Genomic DNA, 20,399 nt, shown 5'->3' with positions numbered 1-20,399 from the left:
GCGAGACGAATTCAGATGCGTCTTTGAGGCCCCGGAAAGAACAGGTTGACGCGCGCCTGATAGGCGCGGAACGCCGCCCCGCGCGAGGCGATCATGTGCTTTTCGAGCGGCGGCGCCCCCGAGACATGGACGAGGAGCCAATACATGAAGGCGGGAGCGCCGAGCGCGAGCCAGCCCTGCGGCCACGCGCCGGCGAAATTCATCGCGACGACCGCATAGCCGACCCAGCTCAGCCACTGGAAGAAGTAGTTGGGATGGCGCGAGAACGCCCAGGGCCCGTCCATGCAGACGCTGCGCTCGGCGCCGCGCGCCGCGCGAAAGCGCGACAGCGTCGCGTCCGACCAGGCCTCTCCGGCGATTGCGGCGACGAGCAGCAGTCCGCCCACATAATCGGCGGCCGCGGGAAAGGGCGCCGGATTGCGCGCGGCGAGAAATATGGCGAGCGACAGGAGAAAGGCGCAGAAAGCCTGAATCTGCAGGAACCAGAACAGCCGGCGCGGGAAGTCCGGCCCCCATTCGCGCGCGAGATCGAGATAGCGCGGATCCTCGCCGGCGTTGAGGCTGCGGGCGACGATATGCGAGCCCAGCCGCACAGACGCCGCGACGGCGAAGGCGGCGACGAAATATTGACGCGCGCCCGGCTCGCGGCCGTCGAGCGGCGCGAGCGCCAGATAAATACCCGCGGCGCCGAGGGCGAAGGACCAGGTCGCGTCGATCCAGCCCGACTGACCGGTCCGCCGCTGCAGGAGCCAGGCGAGACTCATGGCCGCCGACAGTCCCAAAGCCGTTGTGAACAGAAGCAGGCCGATGCTCATATGTCTCTGAACTTCTGATAGAGGCGCCCGATCCAACTGGCCGGCCGCGTCCGTCCCTCCATGGCGATGAGGCACAGGCAGGGGACGGCGGGATCGACCAGAATGTCGTGCTCTGTCGCCTCGTCGACATGCGCGACGTCGCCCGCGCCGAAATGCGCCGCGCCATCGCGGAAACCGCCCCGCAGCACGCAGGTCGCTTCGTCGCCCTCATGGCCATGTCTCGGCACCCGCACGCCGGGGGCGATCTCCAGCAGAAAGGCCCGCGAAAGAGAGGGCTTCGGCAGGGCGACGCGCGCCGAGCGCACGCCGGGCGCAATCCAGCGCCACGGCCCGATGTCGGCGTCGGCGAGCGGCGCGGGCAATTCGAACCCCTTTGGAAGCTTGAGACGCTTCGCCGCGCGCGTGGCGCGAACCGGCGCGGCGGGCGTCTGCGCGTCCAGCGACTGCAAGGCGCGATTGAGCGCGTCGGGATCGACGTCCGCCGGCGCGATCTCGTCGAGCAGCGCGCCGCCCAGCGACTCGAACTGCGCGCTGAGCCGCCGTGCGGCGGGCGACATGTCGAGATGGGTCTCCACGAGCAGCGCGAAGGCGGCGTCGAGCGCGCCCGCCGCATGGCGCAGGATGAGGTCGTCGACGGAATGCGAGGGGGAGGTCGTCATCCGAGATCCTCCAGTTGGGAACGAAGGCGCTGCACGGCGAGGCGCACGCGCGACTTTACGGTGCCGAGCGGAAGGCCGAGCCGGCGCGCGATTTCGGCATGCGGTCGCTCCTCGAAATAAAACAGCTCGATGATGAGCGCCTGCTCGCGCGACAGCGCGGCGAGCGCCTTGCGCACCCTTTCGCGCCGCTCCTTCACGATGGCGATGGCCTCGCCGGTCGGCGGCGCGTCCGGCTCCTCGCTCGGATCGAGGTCGAGATGATCGAAGCTGCGCTCGCCGCGCAGGCGGTCGATGCGCAGATTGCGGGCGATGACGAAAATCCAGGTCGACGCCGCGCCTGCCTGCGGATCGAACGCCGGAGCCTTGCGCCAGACGCGCAGCATGGTCTCCTGGGCGAGTTCCTCGGCGGCGGCGGGCGCCGCCCCGGCGCGCAGCAGATAGGCTTTCACGCGCGGAAAATAATAGGCGAAAAGCGTCGCGAACGCCTGGCGATCGCTCTCGCGCGCCAGTCTCGAGATGAGTTCGCCCGCCTCCTCCTGCGACAAGGCGACGGCGCCGCCCGCCGCTCTCACCGGCGCAACCCTGCGCGGCGCGGCGGCGCGCCCGCGCGGTTCGAGAAGAGGAAGGATGGCGTCACTCAGCATGCTCCCTTTTACGGCCGGCCAGCGAAATTGGATCACCGGGCCGTCGCGCGTCGACGGGCGCGACGATGCGCAAACCAAGTGATCCATTTGCAAAGTGATCCATTTGCAAAGTCCTAGCGTATACCGCCTGGAGTGCGTTGAAGCCATGACCGAGACCAGACGAACGAGTCCTTGTCCCAAAAAGGCCGCTGCATGGCGACTAATTCATTGAATTCGCGTCTTAAAATCGCGGTCGTCGGAAGCGGCGTGTCGGGTCTGTCGGCCGCATGGCTTCTCTCCCGCGCCCATGACGTCACGCTCATCGAACAGCATGAGCGCCCCGGCGGCCACAGCAATACGGTGGACGTTCAAAAAATTGGCGGAGAGATCGCGGTCGACACGGGCTTCATCGTCTATAACGAGCCCGCCTATCCCAATCTCACCGCGCTTTTCGGCCATCTCGGGGTGGCGACCAAGGCGACGGAGATGACGTTCGCCGTGTCGCTCGCCGACGGCGCCCTCGAATATGCGGGCAATGACCTCTTCACCCTCTTCGCGCAGAAAAAGAACCTCTTCAGCCCGCGTTTCTGGTCGATGCTCTTCGACATCCGCCGTTTCTACGCCGAGGCGCCGGGCCATCTCGCGCAGATGGAGGGGCTCACGCTCGGGGATTATCTCGACGCCCATAAATATGGCGCGGCGTTTCGCGAGGATCACCTTTATCCGATGGCCGCGGCGATCTGGTCGACGCCCGCGCGTCAGGTCGCTCACTATCCTGCGCGCGCCTTCACCCGCTTTTGCGAAAATCACGGGCTGCTCAAAATTACCGGGCGGCCGGTCTGGCGCACCGTCGAGGGCGGGAGCCGCGAATATGTGACGAAGCTGCTCGCGCCCGTCGCCGACCGGCTGATGTTGAACGCGCCGGTCACGCGCGTGCGCCGGGAGGAGGACGGCGTGACGATCGACTGGCCGGGCGGGTCGCGGCGTTTCGATCAGCTCGTCATCGCGGCGCACGCCGATCAGGCGCTGGCCATGCTCGCCGATCCGACCGAGGACGAAACGCGTCTCCTGTCCTGCTTTTCCTATGGCCGCAACGAGACCATCCTGCATGGCGACGCCGCGCTGATGCCGAAGCGCCGCGCCATCTGGTCGAGCTGGAATTATCTGTCGCACGGCCCCGACGCGGCGCTCTGCGTGACCTATTGGATGAACCGCTTGCAGGGCCTGCCGCAGGAAACGCCGCTTTTCGTGACGTTGAACGCGCCGACCGCGCCGCGTGACGACCTCGTCTATCGCCGCTTCGTCTACGAACATCCGATCTTCGACCTTGCGGCGATGCGGGCGCAACGCGAATTGTGGTCGCTGCAGGGACGCCGCCGCACCTGGTTTTGCGGGGCCTATTTCGGCTCCGGCTTTCACGAGGACGGGCTGCAGGCGGGTCTCGCCGTCGCCGAACAGCTGGGCGGCGTGCGGCGGCCATGGACCGTCGAAAACGCGTCGGGCCGCATCCATCTCGGCCCGGCGCCGCAATTGTAGGAGCGGATAAGAGATGCAATCTGCGCTTTACGTCGGTTCCGTCGTTCATCGAAGGCTGCGGCCCAGGGCGCATCGCCTCCGCTACCGGGTTTTTTCCCTGCTTCTGGATCTCGACGAGGCGGAGCGCCTCGCGCGCAAGCTGCGTTTCTTCTCGGTCGACGGTTTCAATCTCTTCGGATTTTGTCCGGCCGACCATCTCTTCGAGGGCGGAGGCGACCTGCGCGGCGAGATCGAGCGCATCCTGCGCGGCGCCGGAATGGAGCCCGACGGCGGCGCGATCCGCGTGCTGACGATGCCGCGCATCCTGGGCTACGGCTTCAATCCGCTGAGCATCTTCTTTTGCCATCGCGCCGACGGCGCGCTGCGCGCGATCCTTTACGAGGTCAACAACACCTTCGGGCAGCGACACTGCTATCTGTTTCCGGTCGACGGCGAACGCCGCGCCTTCGCGCATGTCTGTTCGAAGAATTTCTACGTTTCGCCCTTCCTGCCGATGGACCTGACCTACGGCTTCCGCATCAAGCCGCCCGACGCGTCTTATGCGATCGCGATCCGCGTCGCGGACGCCGACGGCGCGATGCTCAACGCCACGCAGAACCTGCGCCGGCGGCCGCTCGACGATCGCGAGTTGTTGCGCGTCTTTTTCACCCACCCGCTGCTGACGCTCAAGGTGATCGCGGGCATTCACGTCGAAGCGCTGCGGATATGGCTCAAAGGCGTCGCCCTGCATGTGCGGCCGCCGCCGCCCGCGCGCAGCATCACCATCGTCGCCAAAGAGCAAAGCGAAAAAGAAGGCGCTCCATGTCAAATTTGATCTCTTCGGATAGAGTTCGCGTTACGCTCTCGACCCGGCTCGCGGGCGGCGGTTTCGGCGTCGCCGCGCTGGTCTTGCGCAAGGTGCTCGCCGCGATGGAGCGGGGCCGCCTGATTTTCATTCTGCCGGACGGCGCGCGCGTCGACTGCCGCGGCCCGAAGCCGGGCCCGGAAGCGACGATCGTCCTCCATGAAATGTCGGCGTTGCGCCGCTTGCTGTTTTCCGGCGACGTGGCCTTCGCCGAGGCTTTCGTCCGCGGCGAGTGGAGCAGCCCCGATCTCGCCGCGGCGATCGAAGTCGCCGCGGTCAACGGCGACGCCTTCATGCGCGCCGTCGAGGGCTTTGCGCCCGCGCGCTTCGCCAATTGGCTGGCGCATCGGCTGCGCGCCAATTCGAAGCACGGCAGCCGCCGCAACATCGCCGCGCATTACGATCTCGGCAACGCATTCTATCGCCTCTGGCTCGATCCCTCGATGTTTTATTCGTCGGGACTCTATCGCACGGGCGCGGAGACGCTCGAAGAGTCGCAGCAAAACAAGGTCGATCGCATCCTGGAGCTGCTCGACGCGGAAAGCGGCGAGAGCGTGCTCGAAATCGGCTGCGGCTGGGGCGGCCTCGCCGTCGCCGCCGCGGCGGGCGGCGCCGGCCGCGTCACCGGGCTGACGCTGTCGAGGGAACAGCTCGCCTATGCGCGCGACAGGGTGAAAGAAGCCGGCCTCGAGTCGCGGGTCGATCTGCGGCTCGAGGACTACCGGGACGTTGCCGGCAAATTCGACCGCATCGTCTCGGTCGAAATGATCGAAGCCGTCGGACGCGACTATTGGCCGATCTACTTTGCAACGCTGCGCGAACGTCTCGCCGAAGGCGGCCATATCGTGCTGCAGGCCATTACCATCGACGACCGACGCTTCGAGAAATACATGACCACGCCGGATTTCATCCAGCGTTACATTTTTCCCGGCGGCGCGCTTCCCTGTCCGCGCGCGCTTCGCGAGGAGGCGGAACGCGCCGGGCTGCGGCTCGAAACCATCGAGACCTTCGGCGACGACTATGCGCGCACGCTCGTCGAGTGGCGGCGCCGCTTCAACGACAATTGGAGCCGCATCGAGGCGCTCGGCTTCGATCCGTCGTTTCGACGTCTGTGGGATTACTATCTCTGCTACTGCATCGGCGGCTTTCGCGCCGGCGCGATCGACGTCGGCCTCTACCGGCTTACTCACGCGAAAGGATGATGGAGGAAAGGATGGGCAGATTCTTGTCGAAATCGTCTCGTTCGAGAGCGCTTATCACAATGCTCATATGCGCAGCGGCGTCCGTCGCCGCAGCGTCTGAAGCGCGTGACGGAATCATCGGCGATTGGGCGCGCGGGGATGGCGCGGCCCGGGTGCGCATCGCGCCCTGCGGCGGCGCGCTCTGCGCGATCAATACCTGGATCAAGGACCCGTCGGGCGGCGAACATGTCGGCGACCGGCTCGTCATGAAAGTCACCGGCGGCGGCTCGTCGATGTCGGGCACGGCGTACGATCCCCAACGCAAGCTCAGCTACAGTCTCCAAATCGACTACGGGGCGCAATCGATGCAGACGCGCGGATGCGTCCTCGCGGGCATTGTGTGCAAGACCGTCGGCTGGACGAGGGTTTCGCGCTGAGCGCGCGGCGTCGCCGTCGAGAGAGGAGAGTTCAATGATGAAAACCGCCTTCATGCGCGCGGCCGCCATCCTCGCGCTGGTTCTCGGCGGCGCCGGCGGCGCCGTCGCCCAGGCCCCCTCCGTCAAGCCGATCGATCCGGCGCGATTCTACAAGGGCGCGTGGCTCGAAGTCGCCCGGCGGCCGATGTGGATCACCGACGGCTGCGTCGCCGGCACGACGAGCTATGCGCGCGGCAATGGGCCAAATGAAATTCTGGTGCGGGACGCCTGCCGGAAAGGAGCGGAGGAAGTCGCTTTGACCGGCGCCGGCGCGATTCAGGATCCCGGCGTCAATTCGCGTCTGAGCGTGCGCTACAATCCCTTGCTCTCCGTCGACTATCATATCGTCGACGTGGCGCCGGACTACAGCTGGTTCATCGGAACCAGTCCGACGCTCGACAATCTGTTCATCTATACGCGGCAGCGCCCGTCGGCGGCGCGTCTCAACGCGCTCGTGGCCCGCGCTCGGGCGCTCGGCTACGACACCTCGACGCTGGAGTTCCCCTGGAACGGACCGCGTCGATGAAAAGCCGATAAAAAGGCGCGGGCGATCATGTCGCCCGCGTCCAATGCTTCGCCGCGCGCCCCGCCATAGGGGACGCCGCCCTCAGGCTGCTTGTCGCCCGGCGGCGACGTCGCGCCAGTCGCCGAGAGCGTGAAAGCGGCGGATGCGGCCGTCGGCGTGCAGCGCGTTAAGATGCAGCCAGCCGTTTTCGACGAGCGCGCGCACATTGCCGTGCTTTTGCAAGACGGCCTCCATGGCCGCTTCCGGCGCTTCGATGAAGACGTTGAGGCGCAGCGGCTCGTGGACGAAGCGTTTGCCGTCGTGCACCGATTGCAGAGGCAGCCCCGTGCGCAGATCGCCGCCATTGCCCTCGAGCACGCCGAGCTGACCCACGACATTGTGCAGCGTCTTGTTGCCGCTGCCGAACACCCTGTTGTTGGTCGTCGAGCCGAAATACTGCAGATTGATCCAGCTCGCGACGACCATGGGCGCCGTCATGATGAGTTCGAGAACCTTGCCGTCCTCGTCCTTTGCGGCGTCGTAACTGTGCAGGAAGGCGCGGCCGGCAAGATCGAGTCCCGCTGTCCGGGCGCGCGGCGCGGCGATGAAGGCGGCGTTGCCCGCAAGCCCCCATTCGGGACGCACCTGCGACCAGTCGCGGCTGCGCGCGACGATCTTCCGGCGCGTCGCCGGACCCTTCTCGACGCCGAGCAGCGCGGCCCGCTCGAGGCGCGCGAGCGCCGCGGCCGCGGCGAGGCGCTCCTTCAGCCTCGCGATGTCGTCGCGATGAGAGGCCGGGGCGGCCGCTTCGTCGAGGATTTTGACCTCGTCGGTCGTCGTGTCGTGCAAGGCGGCGAGGAACCATGTGTCGTCCGGAACGAAGACGCCCTTGCCGCGCAGCCCGGCGCGCACGCCGGGGTCGTTCAAGACCCCGGCCGCGACGCGCGCATTGGCTTCGCCCGTATGGCCGCCGCAGGCGCCGCAATCGAGGCCCGACGCATGCGGATTGTTCACCGTCGTCGAGCCGTGGCCGGCGAGAAGGACGAGCCGCGAGAAGCCGTCCGTCATCGACATGGCTGTGAGGACGGCTTCGGCCATCGCCAGGCGCTGCGCGGCGTCGAGGCCGGTCGTCCGCTCGCCGACCACGCGCGGGTCGAGCCGGGGCCCGACGCGCGCAAGCACGCGCGGGTCGAGCCCGTCGAGATTGGGGTCGGGCGCCGGGCGGGTGAGGCCGAAGCTGTCCGAGACAATCTTGACCGCATAACTCAGTCCGACCGTTTCAACGAAGGCGAAAGACGAAACCGCGGACAGCTTGAAGGCCTTCCAGGCCTTGGCGGCGCGGCGGCGCAGGAGACGCAGGTCGAGAATCCGGCGCTCCTGCGCGGGCGAGACCGCCTCGACGGCTTCGCAGATGGTGAAAGCGGGTTTGAGCAGCACGGGACACTGAGCGCCGCCGCGCAAATGGCCGATCGGCACATATTCGATCGGAAAGCCGAAGAACCCCGCGAAGCCGACGGTCTGGGCCTGCGGCCAGACCGTCTCCAGCGCGCGTCGAAAGACCTCCGAGCGCACATCGATGCAGAAGGCGGCCTGCAGCGCCGGCCTCGGCGCGTCGAGCCGGGCTTCCCGACGAGACGACAGGCGCGCGTAAAACTTCTTTTGGAAGGCGATCTCATAGGCGTCCTGGAGGATGAGATCGACGGCGAGATCCGGATCGCCATTCAGTCGATGGTCGAGCGGGGTCGAGACCGCCTCCGTCATCGCCCTCGCCCAGGCGCTGTGGAAGGCCATGTCCGTGCGCGCCTTGAAGAGCCCGTAGCCATAGGCGACGCGGATCGCGAGGAGCTGGACCAGCGTGTCGTTTTGTTCGCCCTTGAGTTCCGAGTTCCAGACGAGGTAGCGCGCATAGGCGGCCCAGCCGCCAATATCGAGGAGCGTGCGCAGCAGATAATCCTCGACGGCGCGGGGCGGGATGCGAAGCTTTTCGACGACCGCCTGAATGGTCTCGACAGGGTCTTCGGGGAGAGACAGCACGGTCTTGCGGAAGTTTGCGACGCCCATCGCCTCCGCGCTCAGATCGAAGCGCGCCGTCCTGCGCCAGGCGGCGTAGGGCGCCAGTGCGCGTTGGGGCATGCGCCAGCTCGCTTGTCCCTCGTCGAAATAGGCGGCGCACCATTTCGAGATTTCCTCGATCATGAAGCCGACGAGCGAGGCCTGTCGATCCCCGTCCGCCAGCGCGTCGAGAATCTCGGCGACCGTGGAGACGGCGGCCGGGGGCCGCGAATTTTTCACAGGGTCCTCGGCGACGGCGCGTTTGAGCGACGCGATATCCGCGGGGCGGTCGATATCCTGCGGCGCGCGCGCGAGCGCTTCAGCGAGCGCCGCGTCGTCGATGACGCCGGAGGCGATCGCCCCGCGATAGAACTGGCGCGGCGCGAGCATGTCGATCTTGGCGACGCGTCGCAACGCCGCGGCTGTCGCGGCGAAGGGCTGGTCGGCGAAGCCCAGAAACGGGTTGACGGCGACGAAATGCTTGAGCGGCCAGAGCGGCGCGATCCGGCTGCACGCCTTGGCGACGCCGTTCTCGATCTCCTGTCTGCGGCCAGGCGCAGACAGCGCGCCGGAAGTCGAAGGAAATTGCACGTGAGCGTTCATCCTTGGGGCCCTTCCCGATCAAAGAGAGGAGGAGGTCGCCGCCCGCCGCGGCCAGATGCGGAGCATGGCGCGATTGGCGAGCGTGTTGAGATAAAGTCCCTGTGAGAGGTGGACGTAGACCGCCTGCCAGAAGGGCGAGGTCGCATGACGGGCCATGACGCTTTGAAAGAGCGTGACCGCGCCAAAGGAGACGATGACCACGACAACGAGCAGGAGGTCTTCGGGGCCGCGCAGCGGGGCGGCTTGCGGCAGGCTCGATGAAAACATCCGCTCGACCGCCGCATGCAGTGAAAAGAAGGCGACGGCGACGATGGCGGACATGGCGATCGCCTTGCCCAGCACATAGGCTTTGGTCCGTTCGTCGAGCGCATTGGCGATCAGATGCGCGAGGCTCATGAGAAGGATCGTCGCCAGCGTCGCGGCGCCCGGATTTTCGATGACGCCGGCGTGGAACATCCCGCCGACGGCAAAGGCCAGAGGCAAGGACGCCGCGAGCGCCAGCGCGAAGCGGGCCGGATGCGGCTGGCCGCCGGGGCTCGGCGTCCAGGAGGCGCGGGCGAGGTCGATGACGCTGCCGGAGCTCAGGAAGGCGTGCGCCTTGTAGAGGGAGTGGGCGAGGATATGCAGCAGGGCCGCCGCAAAGGCGCCCAGTCCGCATTCGAGCATCATGAACCCCATCTGCGCCACGGTGGAATAGGCCAATGAGACCTTGACCGAGGTCTGGGTCAGCATGACGAGGGAGCCGAAGAGCGCCGTCGCGCCGCCGACGAGCGAGAGCATGTGAAGCGCGCTGTCGGACGGCGCGACGATGTCGGCAAGGCGCAGCACGAGAAAGCCGCCGGCGTTGATGACGCCCGCATGCAGCAGCGCCGAGACGGGAGTCGGCGTCTCCATCACTTCCACGAGCCAGCCATGGAAGGGAAGCTGCGCGGACTTCAGCAGCGCGGCGCAGACGATCAGAACCGCCGGGAGGGCCAGGGTCGCCGCCGCGCCTGAAGAGACCGCCGCCCGGGCCGCGGCGAAGAGTTCGGGGAAGGCGAGCGTGCCGAAGCTCGTCCACAGGCTTGCGGCGGCGCCGATCAGGCAGAGATCGCCGAGGCGGCTCGCCACGAATTTCTTCTTCGCCGCGAGCTGCGCCGCCGGGCGCTCGGGGTAGAACAGCAGCAGCGTGTTGAGACCGACGCTCGTTGCGATCCAGGCCAGGATCAGGAAGGCCAGATTGCCCGCCGTCATGAGGCTGAGAACCGCCGCGAGCGTGAGGGCGAGCCTCTTGTAGAAGGAGCCCTGCCCGGGGTCGCCGTCGAGATAGTTGCGGCTGTAGAGCAGGACGATCACGCCGATGAAGGAGACGAGCGTCGTCATCGCCGCCGACAGCGCGTCGACGTAAACCCCGACGCCGACGCCCGCGACGCCGACGACGCCCGTAGTGAACGGCCCATGAAGGACGACGGCGACGTCAATGGCGATCGCGGCGAGGAAGGCGAGAGCGCCGGCGGTCAGGCCGGCGGCGGCCATCGCGCGCGGAAAGGCGTTTGCGGTCCGGTTCGGCGTCAGGCTGAGGGCGAAGAGCGCCGCGGGCGCGAGAAGAGGCGACCAGGTAAGCGGGTCCATCTTTGCATGTCTCCAGGTCTCGATGGAGACAGAGACTAGGGCGGGCCTGTCGATTTTGAAAATTCAAATATTGCAATGTTTCGTTCTATAAAACAGAATAGTCGTCATGGCCTTCCTGAACTATCACCATTTGCGCTATTTCTGGATGATCGCCAATGAGGGAAGCCTCACGCGCGCCGCGCGGCGCTTGAACGTTTCGCCTTCGTCCCTGTCCGTGCAGGTCAAAGCCCTGGAGGAGCAGCTCGGCCAGGCCTTGTTCGAAAGACATGGCCGATCGCTGCAACTCACCGAGGCCGGCCGCATCGCGCTTGGCTACGCCGACGCCCTGTTTAAACTCGGGGACGAATTCTTGAGCACGCTGGAAGGACTGAGGCCCGCCGCGCGGCAGACGCTGCGCGTTGGAGCGGTCTCGACCCTCTCCCGCAACTTTCAGATCGAACTGCTGCGCCCGCTGCTCGGGCGCGCCGACGTCGAAGTGATCATCCAATCGGCGACGTTCCTCGAACTTCTCTCAAGGCTTCGCGACCACAGGCTGGATATTGTTCTCGCCAACCAGCCGGCGATGCATGATCAGGACGAGGACTGGCAGAGCACGCTCATCGCCGAACAATCGGTGAGCCTCATCGGCGCGCCGGCGCTGAAACGGCGGAAATTCCGGTTTCCGCGAGACCTCGCCAATATAGCCGTCGCCGTCCCCGGCCGCGGCAGCGGGATCCGCAACGCTTTCGACAAGCTGCTCGAGTCCGAAGACGTCAGGCCCGCTTTCGTCGCCGAAATCGACGACATGGCGATGCTGAGGCTGATTGCGCGAGAGGGGTTTTGCCTCGCTCTCGTGCCGCCCGTGGTCGTCATCGACGAGCTTTCGAGCGGCTCCCTCAAGGAGCACTGCACCTTTCCCCACATCAAGGAAGCCTTCTACGCCATCACGAGACGACGCCAATTCCCGAGCCCTCTTCTCAAGACGCTCGATCTGCATCGACGGAAACTCTGATCGGCGTCCGTTCGCCCGCTTCGCGATCTGGGTCCTTGGCGCAATGATGTGAAGCCATTCGCTACGGGAGCCCGCTTCTGCGCTTGACTCGCGCTTCGGCCTCTCATTACCTTACGAATGGAACCAAAGGCGGCGGCGGTGGATCCAATCAAACGAGTAAGCGGCGTTGCGCGCATCTTGGCGACAGTCGTCGCCAGTCTGCTGCTGCTGCAAGTCGCCTTCGCAGGCGCGCCCGCTCTCGTCGGCGGCGCCGCAGGGGCGATGTGCTCGACTCAACAGGCGCCCCGCGATCAGCAGCAGCCAGCCGTTCCGGATCAGGCGCGCGATCACGGCCAGTGCTGCGTCGTGCAATGCGGATCCGGCTCCGCGCCGCCGCCAAATACGAACGCCGCTCTTCACGCGCCAGCCTTCGCCGTCGCGCGCGCCGCCGTCGAGCCTGCCTATGTTACGCCAGCGGCGCGCGCAGAGCCCAAGGGCGCGCCTCAGTCGCCCCGGGCGCCTCCTCTTGCCGTCCTGGCGGCCCTCGCCTGAGGGGCGCCTTTCCGCCATTGGTCATCATCGCCGATCTGGAATTTGACGTTCCCGTTGTGGGGCGGCCATGGCGCCGTTTGCGTCGCTGCGCCTCGGCCCCATGCAGGAACCGGCGCTCGAGACTCATCTGAGCTGTTGCAGCTTTTCACAGAACTTTGCGCGGCTTGGACTCCTCCGGCCGCGCAGGGACCCCCTCCCAAACTTGCTCCGCCTGCTCCGTCAGGCGGAGTCTTTTTGGACGCGGGAAAGCTGACCAGAGCCTTAGCCCGTCACTGTCCCTCGACACGTCAGATGGAGGAAAAACCATGACCCAAGCCAATTTTCAGGCGCCGATCGAAATCCGCGAATATGTGCAAAAGAGCATCGGGCAGGCGCGCGGCGCCGTCGAGGCGTTTTCCCGAGCCGCGAAGCGCGCGGTCGAGTCGATGGAGTCGACGCTGCCCCCGGGCGTCAAAGAGGCCAACGAAAAGGCTTTCACCTATTCGCAGGCCAATATATCGGCGGCTTTCGACCTTGCGCAGAAACTGACGCAAGCCGAAGATCTGGGCGAATGTCTGCGCTTGCAGGGCGAATTCATGAAAACGCAGAGCGAAGCCCTGCAGGCGCAGGCGCAGGCCTATTTTGCAAATTTGCAGAAATCTCACCGCAACGAGGCGGGCTGACCTTGCAGCCGGGCGAGCTATCGCCTGGTTTTCTACTTGCGACGGAATAACCGAAACGGGACCGCCGAACAGGGGCGCGTCTCGATTGCGCGCCGAAGCGATTCCTTTGCGCGCAAGCCCGCTCGAGCGTTTCTGGCGGCGGGTCGGGAACTGTGAGACAACGAGGAGGCGATAGATGAAAAAGACGACGCTAAACGGAGCCGCAATCGCCGTTGCGGCCGTTTCGATTGCGCTCGCGGGCGCAACCCCGAACGCCGCGAAGGCCGCGTCTTCCGCAGCCAAGGCGCGGTGCTTTGGCGTCAACGGCTGCAAGGGCAAGTCAGATTGCCACACCCCGAAGAACGCGTGCAAAGGCTCGAACGCGTGTAAGGCCCAAGGCTGGCTTTACGTCGAAAACGCGAAAGCCTGCGAAGACGCGAAGGGAAGGGTTCTCGACTGAGCGTCGACGCGCGCTTAGCGAAAGGGGCTCAATGAGCCGTTGCATCGCAATTGCGCCCGGGAAGAAAGGCCGTCATGAAGAAGCGTCGGGTTGATCTCTGTGCCGTTGATCTTTGCGCAGAATTGCAAAGGCTCGCAGCTGTCACGAAGCGGCCTCTTCTCTTTCACGCGCCCGGCCAAGCGCCGGCCGCCGACCGCGCTCGCGCCGCGCCGACCGCTTCTTCCACCAGATGTAAACGCCGGTGACGGAGAGCGTTTTCGAAACGCCCGGCGGCGGCGCGACGTTCAGGGTGGCGTTTCCCAGATTGACGTGACATCGAGCCCGTCGATTTTTCGCGGCGGGTCGCGCCGGTGTCGCTGGAAAGACAGACTTTCACAATTGCGTCTGCTGCGCGCGCTTCGTTTCGAGGCGATGCGGTTCAAATTTACGAAGCTTCCAATCAACCGCGAACTTTCCCGGCAAGTGGAAGGTGATCTTTTTTTGGGGTGCGCGCGCCGGAGGGCGTCGCGTATCGTGCGACACGGAAATGGTAAAATCTCCGGGGCCCGCCGAGGCGCGTCGCTTCGATTCTCAAAGCCGAGCTTATGTCAGGCGAGGTCCGGCTGTGTGCTTGACGCGGCCCGGCCGGGGTTGGCGCAAGCGCGCGCTCCGACTAACATCAAGGGCCGGTCGTCGCGCAGGGAGGGTGCGGGATGGTGAAAGTCCTGTTCACCGCCAACATACAGCGTCATGTGGCCTGTCCCGAAACAGAGGCCGACGGTGCGACGCTTCGCGAAGTCTTGGATAATGCGTTCAAGGAAAACGCCCGGGCGCGCGCCTATGTCCTCGACGATCAGGCGGCGCTGCGCAAACATATGACGGTTTTCATCGACGGCCGCGCGCTTCGCGACCGCGTCCGCTTGTCCGATCCCGTATCGGCCAGCAGCGTGGTTCATGTCTTTCAGGCGTTGTCGGGAGGTTGACGATGAGCGACGAGATTCTCGTTTCGACGCGCAAGGGGCTTTTTAGCGTCGTTCGCAACGGCCGACGCTGGGACATCGACGGCGTCGCGTTCCTGGGCGACAACGTCTCTCTTACGCTGACGGACGCGCGCAGCGGCTTTCGTTACGCCGCGCTCGATCACGGCCACTTCGGCGTCAAGCTGCATCGCTCGACGGGCGACGGCTGGCAGGAAATCGCCGCGCCGGCCTATCCGCAAAAACCGGAGGGCCTCGAGGAAAAGGACATGTGGGGGCGTCCCATTCCCTGGAGCACGCAGCGGATCTGGGCGCTCGCGACGGGCGGAGCGGACGAGCCGGGCGCGCTCTGGTGCGGCACATTGCCCGGCGGGCTGTTTCGTTCGTTGGATCACGGCGAGAGCTGGACGATCGTCCGCGCGCTGTGGGAGCACCCCAAGCGCACGCAATGGATGGGCGGCGGCGCCGATTGGCCGGGCATTCATTCGATCATCGTCGACCCGACGAATTCACGACGCGTGTGGGTCGCCGTTTCGACCGGCGGGATCTGGTTTACCGAGGATGCGGGGGAAAGCTGGAGTCAGCGCGGCGAGGGCATGCGGGCCGAACATGTGCCGCCCGAACTCACGCATGATCCGATCGCGCAGGACATTCATCGCCTGGCTCAATGTCCCGCCGCGCCCGAACGCATGTGGGTTCAGCATCATAACGGCGTTTTCGTCTCGTCCGACGCGGGACGGACGTTTCGCGAGATCGTCGGCGTGACGCCGTCGACCTTTGGCTTCGCCGTCGTCGTCCATCCGAGCGACCCGGACACGGCCTGGTTCATCCCCGGGATCAAAGATGAAAAGCGCATTCCCTGCGAGGGCCGCCTGGTCGTGACGCGCACGCGGGACGGCGGCGAGAGCTTCGACGCGCTCACCAACGGCCTGCCTCAGACCCACGCCTATGACCTCGTCTACCGGCACGCGCTCGCGATCGACGCGACGGGCGACCGGCTGACGTTCGGTTCGACGACGGGAGGCTTGTGGATCAGCGAGGATCAGGGCGATCATTGGCAGTGCGTGACGCACACCTTGCCGCCGATCTACGCCGTGCAATTCGCTTGATCGCCCGCCGATTGCCGGAGAGGACTCATGACCGCCAGCCGCACGCTCGAAAGCCTCTTGAGCGCCGCGCCCGATGGCGCCGTCGCGCTCGGTGGGGCCGGCGCGCCGCCGCTTTCCTTCGGCAGGCTGCGCGCGCTCGCCAAGGAGACCGTTGCGACGCTCAATCGCGTCGGCGTCGGCCGCGGCGACCGGGTCGCGATCGCGCTTCAGAACGGCCCCGAAATGGCCGCCGCCTTCCTTTCGATCGTGCAGGGAGCGACCGCCGTGCCGCTCAACCCCGCCTATACGCTCGACGAGTTCGAACTTTACCTTAAGGATCTCGAGGTCGGGGCGCTCGTTGTCGCGGCGGGGGAGGCCTCGCCCGCGCTCGAAGCGGCGAAAAGGCTCGGCGTCCGCGTGCTCACGCTGACGCCATGCGGCGGCGGCGCCGGCGATTTTATCATTACCGGCGGCGCAGCGGCCGCGGGCGCGGCGGGGAAGGGCTCTGTCGGCCCGGAGGACATCGCGCTCATCCTGCATACCTCGGGCACCACCTCGCGGCCGAAAATCGTTCCGCTCACGCAACGCAATGTCGCGGCCTCGGCGGAAAACATCGCCCAGACCCTCGACTTTCGCCCAAGCGACCGCGGGCTGAACATCATGCCGCTGTTTCACGTGCACGGGATCGTCGCGGGCCTTCTCGCGCCGCTGTCGCGCGGCGGCTCGGTCTTCTGCTCCACGGGTTACAACCCGGTGAAATTCTACGGCTGGATGGAGGAGGCGAAACCGACCTGGTACACGGCCGTGCCGACGATGCATCAGGGGATCCTGAGCTTCGCCGCGCAGAACAGGGAGGTGATTGCGCGCCACCCGCTGCGCTTCATCCGCTCGTCGTCCGCGTCGCTGCCTGTGCGGGTCATCGAGGCGCTGGAAGCGGCGTTCCAGGCCCCCGTCATCGAGTCCTACGGCATGACCGAGGCGGCGCATCAAATGGCGTCCAACCCGCTGCACGGCCCGCGCAAGCCCGGCTCCGTCGGCAAGGCCGCCGGGCCCGAGGTCGAGATCCTCGATGAAGCGGGTCGGATCGCGCCGGCGGGCGTCGTGGGCGAGATCGTGATCCGCGGCGAGAACGTCATGGCCGGCTATGAGAACAACGCCGCGGCCAACGCCGAAAGCTTCGTCAACGGCTGGTTTCGCACCGGCGACCAGGGCGTCAAGGATGACGACGGCTATTTTCGGCTCACGGGACGCCTGAAGGAGATCATCAACCGCGGCGGCGAGAAAATTTCGCCTCAAGAGGTCGACGCGGCGCTCATGGACCATCCGGCCGTGGAGCAGGCGGTCGCTTTCGCCGTTCCAAACGAGAAGCTCGGCGAGGACGTCGCCGCCGCCGTCGTGCTGCAGCCGGGCAAGAGCGTCTCGGAGCAGGAATTGAAAGCCTTCCTCTCGGAGCGGCTCGCGCCGTTCAAGGTTCCGCGCCAGATCGTCTTCGTCGACGACATCCCGAGGGGCCCGACCGGCAAGCTGCAGCGCGCCGGGCTCGCGCAAAGGCTCGGGCTCGCGGCGGCCTAGGGCCGACTTTGTTCCGATGGTCCGTCCATCGTCTCTATGAGCTGACGGCGCTCTTGGGATTGAGGCTGCCGATATGGCCGCTCTCGGTTCCGGCGGTCGGATCGATGGCGCAGTTGATGATCGCCGGCGCGCCGGCCGCGAGCGCCTCGGAGAGAGCCTGCGTCAGCGCGTCCGGATCGGCGACGTTATACGCCGTTCCGCCAAAGGCTTCGATGAGCCTGTCATAGCGCCCGTGCAACGAGAGCGCCGTCACGGCCGGCGCGCCGTCGCCGCCGCGGTTGACGTCGTCGCCGCGGTAGACGCCGCCATTGTTCAAAATGACGACCACGATCGGCAGCCTGTAGCGGCAGATCGTCTCGATCTCCATGCCGCTGAAACCGAACGCGCTGTCGCCTTCCACCGCGACGACGGGCTGTCCCGAGACGACCGCGGCGCCGATGGCGTATCCCATGCCGACGCCCATGACCCCCCAGGTTCCGCTGTCGAGGCGCTTGCGCGGGAGAGCCATGTCGATGACGTTGCGGCCGACGTCGAGCGTATTGGCGCCCTCGCTGACCACGAAGACCTCCGGCTTGTCGGCGAGAACCGCGCGCACGGCGCCGAGCGCGCTGTAGAAATCCATCGGCCGCGGATCGGCGGCGAGACGGGCGGCCATGTCCGCGATATGCTTTTGCTTCTGCGGTTCTATGGCGTCGCGCCATTCTGTCCAGGCGGGAAGGCGGTCCGGCTTCAAGGCGAGAAGCAGGGCTTTGATCGAAGAGGCAATGTCGCCGACGACGGGCGCGGCGATCGGCCTGTTGCTGTCGATCTCCGTCGGCTGAATGTCGAACTGGACGAATTGGACGTCGGGCGACCAGTGCGGCGGCTTGCCGTGGGCCAGGAGCCAGTTGAGGCGGGCCCCGATGAGAACCGCCACGTCGGCGTGAGCGAGCGCAAAGGAGCGCGCGGCCTCGACCGATTGCGGGTGATTGTCCGGCAAGAGGCCCTTCGCCATCGACATCGGCAGAAAGGGGACGCCGGTCTCCTCGACGAAGCGCGCAATATCCGCGTCCGCCTGCGCGTAGGCGGCGCCCTTTCCGAGCACGACCAGGGGACGCTTCGCCTTCGCGAGAAGATCGAGCGCGCGCTCGATGGCTTCTGGCGCCGGCGGCTGCTTTGGAATCGCATCGACGACCTCGACCAGAGAGCGCGTCCCCTGGTCCTTGTCGATGACGGCGCTCAGCACATCCGCCGGCAGGTCGAGATAGACGCCGCCGGGACGTCCCGACGTCGCCGCCCGGATCGCGCGCGCGACGCCGATCCCGATATCCTCGGGGCGGTTCACGCGATAGGCCGCCTTGACGAAAGGCTTGGCGGCGTTCATCTGGTCGAGCTCCTCATAATCCCCTTGCTGGAGATCGACGATCGCCCGATCGCTCGACCCGCTGATCTGAATCATCGGAAAGCCGTTTACCGTCGCATTGGCCAGCGACGGCAGTCCGTTGAGAAAGCCCGGCGCGGAGACGGTCAGGCACACGCCCGGCCATTGGGTCAGATAGCCGGCGATCGCGGCGGCGTGGCCCGCGGACTGCTCGTGACGAAAGCCGAAATATTTGAGCCCTTCCGCCTGAGCGAGGCGCGCAAGATCGGTGATCGGAATGCCGACGACGCCGAAAATCGTGTCGAGCCCGTTGAGTTTGAGGGCGTCGACGATCAGATGCAGGCCATCGGTGACGGCGTCCCTTCTGTCGGGGTTGGCCATGGCGGCGCTCTTTCTTGCGGATGGTCGGAGAGAGAGGGTCAGACGACTTTATTCGCGCGCATCCGGGCGATGCTTTCCGCGTCGTAGCCGAGAGCCGACAAGACGTCGTCGGTGTGCTCGCCAAGCAGCGGCGCGCCTGTAATCTTGGGCGTGAAGTCGGAGAATTTGATCGGGCTTCCGACCGTCAGATATTTCCCGCGCAACTCCTCCTCGACTTCGACGATCGCGCCCGAGCGCCGCAAGGCGGGATCATAGGCGATCTCCTTCATCGACAGCACAGGCGCGCAGGGAACGTCGAATTTGCGCAGAATATCGACCGCCTCGAATTTCGTTTTGTCGGCGAGCCATCTCTCGATCTCGGCGAAGATGTCGAAGATGTGCGGTTGACGCGCTTTGGCGGTCGCATAGGCGGGATCGTCCGCCCACTCGGGCTTGCCGATCGCCTCGCAGGTCCGCGGCCAGTTCTGCTCCTGGATGGTGAAATAGAGATAGGCGTTGGGATCCGTCTCCCATCCCTTGCACTTCAAAACCCAGCCCGGCTGCCCGCCGCCGCCCGCATTGCCGCCCCGCGGCACGGCGTCCGTGAACGTGCCGTTGGGATATTGCGGATATTCCTCGAGATAGCCGAGATGCTCCAGGCGCTCCTGATCGCGCAGCTTCACCCGGCAGAGGTTCAACACGGCCTCCTGCATGGAAACGGAGACCTTCTGGCCCTTTCCCGTGCGCTCGCGCCCCAGCAGCGCGGCGAGCAGGCCGATCGCCAGATGCATTCCGGTATTGGTGTCGCCGAGCGCTGCGGCGCTGACCGTGGGCGGTCCGTCCCAGAAGCCGGTCGTCGAGGCGGCGCCGCCGGCGCATTGCGCGACGTTTTCATAGACCTTCAGATCGGCGTAGGGCGAGTCTTCGCTGAAGCCCTTGATCGAGCCGAATATCAAACGCGGATTGAGCTCCTGCAGACGCTCCCAGGGAAATCCCATGCGGTCCAGTGCGCCCGGCGCGAAGTTCTCGACGAGCACGTCGGCGTCGCGGATGAGCTGCTCGAAGATCTTCTTTCCCTCCGGCGTCTTCGTGTTCAGCGTCAGCGAACGCTTATTGCTGTTGAGCATCGTGAAGTAGAGCGCGTCGAGATTAGGCGCGTCGCGCAGCTGCCGCCGCGTCACGTCGCCGACGCCCGGCAGTTCGACTTTGAGCACGTCGGCGCCGAACCATGCGAGCAGCTGGGTGCAGGCCGGTCCCGCCTGGACGCCGGTGAAGTCGATGATTTTCACACCTGCGAGAGGGAGGGTCATGCGTGCGGCGCTCCTCTGTCAATCGAACGAAACAGACCCGCTCAACCGACGCTCATTGGCAAGAATTCTTCAAAGCTGACATGGATATGGTTGCCTAGCCGCTCGCAAAAGTCCACCGTTTCCTTGGCGCCGGCCGCTCGCTCGCGGCCTCTCGTCAGCGGCGGGCGCGGGCTTCCGGGAGCCCCTTCGATCAAGGGTCATGGAGTCTCGGCGTCGACGCCGCTC

19 protein-coding genes are annotated in these 20,399 nt (G+C 66.0%); 12 read left to right on the top strand and 7 right to left on the bottom strand.

The features are described from left to right. Positions 1 to 11: 11 nt before the first annotated feature. From ACETII_RS00230 to ACETII_RS00220, 3 genes are read right to left on the bottom strand one after another with little or no spacing between them, the layout of a single operon-like run. On the bottom strand, positions 12 to 815 hold the full coding sequence (locus ACETII_RS00230; protein WP_472785393.1) for a DUF1295 domain-containing protein: 804 nt from the start codon (positions 813 to 815) through the stop codon (positions 12 to 14). After that, the gene (locus tag ACETII_RS00225; RefSeq protein WP_472785392.1) at positions 812 to 1,474 is read right to left on the bottom strand and encodes a ChrR family anti-sigma-E factor; all 663 of its coding nucleotides are present in this window, start codon (positions 1,472 to 1,474) and stop codon (positions 812 to 814) included. Before ACETII_RS00225 ends, ACETII_RS00230 begins: the two co-directional genes overlap by 4 nt. After that, positions 1,471 to 2,118 carry a sigma-70 family RNA polymerase sigma factor gene (locus tag ACETII_RS00220; protein ID WP_472785391.1) on the bottom strand — a complete coding sequence of 216 codons (648 nt, stop codon included), beginning with the start codon at positions 2,116 to 2,118 and terminating at the stop codon, positions 1,471 to 1,473. The genes ACETII_RS00225 and ACETII_RS00220 overlap by 4 nt, the downstream gene beginning before the upstream one ends. A gap of 192 nt (positions 2,119 to 2,310) precedes the next feature. Between ACETII_RS00220 and ACETII_RS00215 the strand changes: the two genes are divergently transcribed. Genes ACETII_RS00215 through ACETII_RS00195 form a run of 5 tightly spaced genes read left to right on the top strand, consistent with a single transcriptional unit; the run spans position 2,311 to position 6,660 of the window. Continuing rightward, positions 2,311 to 3,633 (top strand): NAD(P)/FAD-dependent oxidoreductase, encoded by a 1,323-nt coding sequence (locus tag ACETII_RS00215; protein ID WP_472785390.1) that lies wholly within the window; start codon positions 2,311 to 2,313, stop codon positions 3,631 to 3,633. Between the two features lie 13 nt (positions 3,634 to 3,646). Next, positions 3,647 to 4,447, top strand: a complete 801-nt coding sequence (locus tag ACETII_RS00210; protein ID WP_472785389.1) for a DUF1365 domain-containing protein — start codon at positions 3,647 to 3,649, stop codon at positions 4,445 to 4,447. Continuing rightward, positions 4,435 to 5,679: a class I SAM-dependent methyltransferase gene (locus ACETII_RS00205; RefSeq protein WP_472785388.1), complete on the top strand. Its 1,245-nt coding sequence runs from the start codon at positions 4,435 to 4,437 to the stop codon at positions 5,677 to 5,679. Before ACETII_RS00210 ends, ACETII_RS00205 begins: the two co-directional genes overlap by 13 nt. Positions 5,680 to 5,738: 59 nt before the next feature. Further along, positions 5,739 to 6,095 (top strand): DUF2147 domain-containing protein, encoded by a 357-nt coding sequence (locus ACETII_RS00200; protein WP_363352225.1) that lies wholly within the window; start codon positions 5,739 to 5,741, stop codon positions 6,093 to 6,095. A gap of 34 nt (positions 6,096 to 6,129) precedes the next feature. Then, a complete protein-coding gene (locus ACETII_RS00195) occupies positions 6,130 to 6,660 on the top strand; it encodes a lipocalin family protein (protein WP_472785387.1) in 531 nt (176 codons plus the stop codon). A gap of 81 nt (positions 6,661 to 6,741) precedes the next feature. Here the strand turns inward: ACETII_RS00195 and ACETII_RS00190 are convergent, their stop codons facing one another. Continuing rightward, positions 6,742 to 9,294 (bottom strand): YbcC family protein, encoded by a 2,553-nt coding sequence (locus tag ACETII_RS00190; protein WP_472785386.1) that lies wholly within the window; start codon positions 9,292 to 9,294, stop codon positions 6,742 to 6,744. 18 nt (positions 9,295 to 9,312) lie between these two features. Beyond that, on the bottom strand, positions 9,313 to 10,905 hold the full coding sequence (locus ACETII_RS00185; protein WP_472785385.1) for an NADH-quinone oxidoreductase subunit L: 1,593 nt from the start codon (positions 10,903 to 10,905) through the stop codon (positions 9,313 to 9,315). 106 nt (positions 10,906 to 11,011) lie between these two features. On the opposite strand from ACETII_RS00185, the gene ACETII_RS00180 reads away from it, so the two are divergent. The 7 genes from ACETII_RS00180 to ACETII_RS00150 all read left to right on the top strand — a co-directional run bounded on the left by ACETII_RS00180 (position 11,012) and on the right by ACETII_RS00150 (position 17,144). After that, on the top strand, positions 11,012 to 11,896 hold the full coding sequence (locus ACETII_RS00180) for a LysR family transcriptional regulator (RefSeq protein ID WP_363352233.1): 885 nt from the start codon (positions 11,012 to 11,014) through the stop codon (positions 11,894 to 11,896). 138 nt (positions 11,897 to 12,034) lie between these two features. Then, positions 12,035 to 12,427: a hypothetical protein gene (locus ACETII_RS00175; RefSeq protein WP_472785384.1), complete on the top strand. Its 393-nt coding sequence runs from the start codon at positions 12,035 to 12,037 to the stop codon at positions 12,425 to 12,427. A gap of 305 nt (positions 12,428 to 12,732) precedes the next feature. Then, positions 12,733 to 13,089, top strand: coding sequence for a phasin family protein (locus ACETII_RS00170; RefSeq protein ID WP_472785383.1), 357 nt, complete (start codon positions 12,733 to 12,735; stop codon positions 13,087 to 13,089). Positions 13,090 to 13,264: 175 nt separating this feature from the next. Next, positions 13,265 to 13,528 carry a BufA2 family periplasmic bufferin-type metallophore gene (gene bufA2, locus ACETII_RS00165; RefSeq protein ID WP_363352239.1) on the top strand — a complete coding sequence of 88 codons (264 nt, stop codon included), beginning with the start codon at positions 13,265 to 13,267 and terminating at the stop codon, positions 13,526 to 13,528. A 692-nt stretch (positions 13,529 to 14,220) separates the two neighbouring features. After that, positions 14,221 to 14,490 (top strand): MoaD/ThiS family protein, encoded by a 270-nt coding sequence (locus tag ACETII_RS00160; RefSeq protein ID WP_472785382.1) that lies wholly within the window; start codon positions 14,221 to 14,223, stop codon positions 14,488 to 14,490. A 2-nt stretch (positions 14,491 to 14,492) separates the two neighbouring features. Beyond that, the gene (locus ACETII_RS00155) at positions 14,493 to 15,593 is read left to right on the top strand and encodes a WD40/YVTN/BNR-like repeat-containing protein (protein ID WP_472785381.1); all 1,101 of its coding nucleotides are present in this window, start codon (positions 14,493 to 14,495) and stop codon (positions 15,591 to 15,593) included. Positions 15,594 to 15,620: 27 nt separating this feature from the next. Further along, entirely contained in the window at positions 15,621 to 17,144 is a 1,524-nt protein-coding gene (locus tag ACETII_RS00150; RefSeq protein WP_472785380.1) for an acyl--CoA ligase, read from the top strand. 34 nt (positions 17,145 to 17,178) lie between these two features. On the opposite strand, the gene oxc is transcribed toward ACETII_RS00150, so the two are convergent. Beyond that, the gene (gene oxc, locus ACETII_RS00145; RefSeq protein ID WP_472785379.1) at positions 17,179 to 18,885 is read right to left on the bottom strand and encodes an oxalyl-CoA decarboxylase; all 1,707 of its coding nucleotides are present in this window, start codon (positions 18,883 to 18,885) and stop codon (positions 17,179 to 17,181) included. 38 nt (positions 18,886 to 18,923) lie between these two features. After that, complete coding sequence (frc, locus tag ACETII_RS00140) at positions 18,924 to 20,174, bottom strand: formyl-CoA transferase (protein WP_472785378.1); 1,251 nt, start codon at positions 20,172 to 20,174, stop codon at positions 18,924 to 18,926. Between the last annotated feature and the right edge of the window lie 225 nt (positions 20,175 to 20,399).

It is taken from the genome of Methylocystis sp. NC52PC (genome assembly GCF_055698645.1).
Note: the sequence above shows the minus strand (reverse complement) of the source record. Positions and strands in the feature narration are given on the sequence as shown.

Coding starts and splice junctions, on each gene's coding strand:
- ACETII_RS00230 (WP_472785393.1), bottom strand. CDS start 815: ATGAGCATCGGCCTGCTTCTGTTCACAACGGCTTTGGGACTGTCGGCG.
- ACETII_RS00225 (WP_472785392.1), bottom strand. CDS start 1,474: ATGACGACCTCCCCCTCGCATTCCGTCGACGACCTCATCCTGCGCCAT.
- ACETII_RS00220 (WP_472785391.1), bottom strand. CDS start 2,118: ATGCTGAGTGACGCCATCCTTCCTCTTCTCGAACCGCGCGGGCGCGCC.
- ACETII_RS00215 (WP_472785390.1), top strand. CDS start 2,311: ATGGCGACTAATTCATTGAATTCGCGTCTTAAAATCGCGGTCGTCGGA.
- ACETII_RS00210 (WP_472785389.1), top strand. CDS start 3,647: ATGCAATCTGCGCTTTACGTCGGTTCCGTCGTTCATCGAAGGCTGCGG.
- ACETII_RS00205 (WP_472785388.1), top strand. CDS start 4,435: ATGTCAAATTTGATCTCTTCGGATAGAGTTCGCGTTACGCTCTCGACC.
- ACETII_RS00200 (WP_363352225.1), top strand. CDS start 5,739: ATGCTCATATGCGCAGCGGCGTCCGTCGCCGCAGCGTCTGAAGCGCGT.
- ACETII_RS00195 (WP_472785387.1), top strand. CDS start 6,130: ATGATGAAAACCGCCTTCATGCGCGCGGCCGCCATCCTCGCGCTGGTT.
- ACETII_RS00190 (WP_472785386.1), bottom strand. CDS start 9,294: ATGAACGCTCACGTGCAATTTCCTTCGACTTCCGGCGCGCTGTCTGCG.
- ACETII_RS00185 (WP_472785385.1), bottom strand. CDS start 10,905: ATGGACCCGCTTACCTGGTCGCCTCTTCTCGCGCCCGCGGCGCTCTTC.
- ACETII_RS00180 (WP_363352233.1), top strand. CDS start 11,012: ATGGCCTTCCTGAACTATCACCATTTGCGCTATTTCTGGATGATCGCC.
- ACETII_RS00170 (WP_472785383.1), top strand. CDS start 12,733: ATGACCCAAGCCAATTTTCAGGCGCCGATCGAAATCCGCGAATATGTG.
- bufA2 (WP_363352239.1), top strand. CDS start 13,265: ATGAAAAAGACGACGCTAAACGGAGCCGCAATCGCCGTTGCGGCCGTT.
- ACETII_RS00160 (WP_472785382.1), top strand. CDS start 14,221: ATGGTGAAAGTCCTGTTCACCGCCAACATACAGCGTCATGTGGCCTGT.
- ACETII_RS00155 (WP_472785381.1), top strand. CDS start 14,493: ATGAGCGACGAGATTCTCGTTTCGACGCGCAAGGGGCTTTTTAGCGTC.
- ACETII_RS00150 (WP_472785380.1), top strand. CDS start 15,621: ATGACCGCCAGCCGCACGCTCGAAAGCCTCTTGAGCGCCGCGCCCGAT.
- oxc (WP_472785379.1), bottom strand. CDS start 18,885: ATGGCCAACCCCGACAGAAGGGACGCCGTCACCGATGGCCTGCATCTG.
- frc (WP_472785378.1), bottom strand. CDS start 20,174: ATGACCCTCCCTCTCGCAGGTGTGAAAATCATCGACTTCACCGGCGTC.